The sequence below is a fragment of the Pseudonocardia pini genome (assembly GCF_013870575.1).
Lineage (GTDB): Bacteria > Actinomycetota > Actinomycetes > Mycobacteriales > Pseudonocardiaceae > Pseudonocardia > Pseudonocardia pini.
In genome coordinates, this window is sequence record NZ_JACBXB010000854.1 from 1 (window position 1) to 2,193 (window position 2,193).

3 protein-coding genes are annotated in these 2,193 nt (G+C 75.6%); 1 reads left to right on the forward strand and 2 read right to left on the reverse strand.

The genetic code is table 11. The annotated features are described in order from the left end of the window. A partial coding sequence (locus tag H5J29_RS36010; protein WP_312858473.1) for an SDR family NAD(P)-dependent oxidoreductase occupies positions 1–194 on the reverse strand: 194 nt, incomplete at its 3' end. Between the two features lie 497 nt (positions 195–691). On the opposite strand from H5J29_RS36010, the gene H5J29_RS29930 reads away from it, so the two are divergent. After that, on the forward strand, positions 692–1,249 hold the full coding sequence (locus H5J29_RS29930) for a hypothetical protein (RefSeq protein ID WP_181784317.1): 558 nt from the start codon (positions 692–694) through the stop codon (positions 1,247–1,249). Between the two features lie 7 nt (positions 1,250–1,256). On the opposite strand, the gene H5J29_RS29935 is transcribed toward H5J29_RS29930, so the two are convergent. Beyond that, on the reverse strand, positions 1,257–2,193 hold a 937-nt coding region (locus tag H5J29_RS29935), incomplete at its 5' end, for a leucyl aminopeptidase (protein WP_181784318.1).

Here is a 2,193-nt window from a genome sequence, read left to right on the forward strand (position 1 = left end):
TGGACCAGGCTCTCTCCGCCGATCCCGGCGGCGACCATCGCGGCGGCCTCCCCGTCGACGTCGGTGACGAGCACCCGGTACCCGCGCCCGGCGAGCTCACGGGCGACCGCGGCACCGATCCCGCCACCCCCGCCGGTGACCACGGCCGAGCGGGACCCCTGCGGAACACGGTGCGCGACACGACGAGGGATCACCCGCGGCACCCTACCCGCGGGTAACCCCTCCGGGGAGCCCCGGACGAGGGTCCGGGTCGCCCCGGATGTGCGGATCCGCGGCAGACGATGGACTCGGACCCGTGCCGACGCCACCCACCCATCCCGTGCCGAACACCCCCACCGCGCCGACCGCCCCAGGGGCCGCCGCGGCTGGTGCTGCGCCGACCGACGCCCTCTCCCCCTCGCCCGATCCCGCCGCCCCCGCCTCCGATCCCGCCACGTCGACGTGGTCGCCCGTGCGACCGACCTCGGGGTCCTCCGAACACCGTCCCGGGAGTGGCTCGGAGATCGAACGGTCAGGTGGCGCGATGACGACACCGCCTGACCATTCGATCTCGACGCAATCGCCGGAGGTGGCCCGGGGGGCCCATCGTGGGTTGCGCTCGGCGGGCGGGGACCGCTCCTCCCGCCCGACCCGCTCTCCCCGCCCGACCCGCCGCGCGGCCGTCACCACCTGGCGGCGGCTCGCGGTGTGGATGCACGTGCTGACCTCGGTGGGCTGGATGACCTGTGCGGTCGCCCTGTTCGCGCTGCTCGCCCCGGCGCTGTCGGGGGAGGCGCCGTGGGCGGTCACCGCCGCGCACCATCTCGACACGCGGCTGCTCGCGCCGCTGGCCAACGCCTCGGCGGCGACCGGGATCGTGCTCGCGCTGGCCACGCCGTGGGGGCTGACGCTGCACCGCTGGGTGCTGGCGAAGTTCGTGATCACGGTCGTCCAGCTCGCGGCCGGGATCGTGCTGCTCTCCGCGGCGCTGAACACCGCCGCGCAGACCCTGGACGTGACGGTCCCGCTGGTCGCGGGCACCGCGCTGATGGCGACGGCGATCGCCTTCCAGGCGTGGCTGTCCGTGGCCAAGCCCGGCGGCAGGCGCGGTCCGCGGAAGCCGCCGACCGCGCCCGCCTGGGTGTTCGCGACCGCGGTCATCGCCCCGGTGCTCGACATCGCGCTCGGGCTGGCCCTCGGCTTCCCCAGCCCGCTGTTCGCCCTGCTCGCGATCGCCCTCGCCGCCGCGGCCCGGGCCCGCGCCGCCTGAGCCCCGCTCACCCGTTCGCGGCGATGTCCTCCAGCAGCGCGAGCAGGGTGCGCACCGGGAAGCCCGTGCCGCCCTTGGGGGTGTAACCCCACGCGCCGCCCGTGTTGAAGGACGGGCCCGCGATGTCGATGTGCGCCCAGGGCAGCCCGTCGGCGACGAACTCGCGCAGGAAGAGCCCCGCCGCGAGCATCCCGCCGAACCGGTTGCCCGTGACGTTGGCCAGGTCGGCGATCCGCGAATCCAGCTCCGCGCGCAGGTGCTCGGGCAGCGGCATCGCCCACGCGTCCTCACCCACGGCGCGGCCGAGCGCCGCGACCCGGTCCCGGAGGTCCTCCGTCCCCATGACGCCCGCGGTGCGCGTGCCCAGCGCGACCATCTGCGCGCCCGTCAGGGTCGAGGTCTCGACCAGGTAGTCCGGCTCGTCCTCGGCGGCGCGGACCATGGCGTCGGCCAGGATGAGCCTGCCCTCGGCGTCGGTGTTGAGCACCTCGACGGTGGTGCCGCCGTACATCGTGAGCACGTCGCCGGGCCGGTACGCGGTGTCCGACGGCATGTTCTCGGCCATCGGGACCGTCGCGGTCACGGCCACCGGGAGCTCCAGCCGCGCGGCCAGCACGGTCGTCGCGATCACCGCGGCGGCGCCGGACATGTCCGACGTCATGTGGTCCATCCCCGCCGCGGGCTTGATCGAGATCCCGCCGGTGTCGAACGTGATGCCCTTGCCGACGAGCGCGACCCGCTTCGTCGGGTTCGCCCCGCCGGACCAGGTCAGCCGCACGAGCCGGGGCAGCCGCGAGGACCCCTGGCCCACGCCCAGGATCCCGCCGAAGCCACCCTCGAGCAGCGCCGTGTGGTCCAGCACCTCGACCTCGAGCCCGGCGGCCTCGCCCAGCTCCACCGGCTCAGGCGGTGGCGGGCTCCGGGGTCCGGGCGACCAGCCGTCC

Bases quoted from the DNA above. Each gene is read 5' to 3' on its own strand.
- H5J29_RS29930 (WP_181784317.1), top strand. From the start codon at position 692: ATGCACGTGCTGACCTCGGTGGGCTGGATGACCTGTGCGGTCGCCCTG.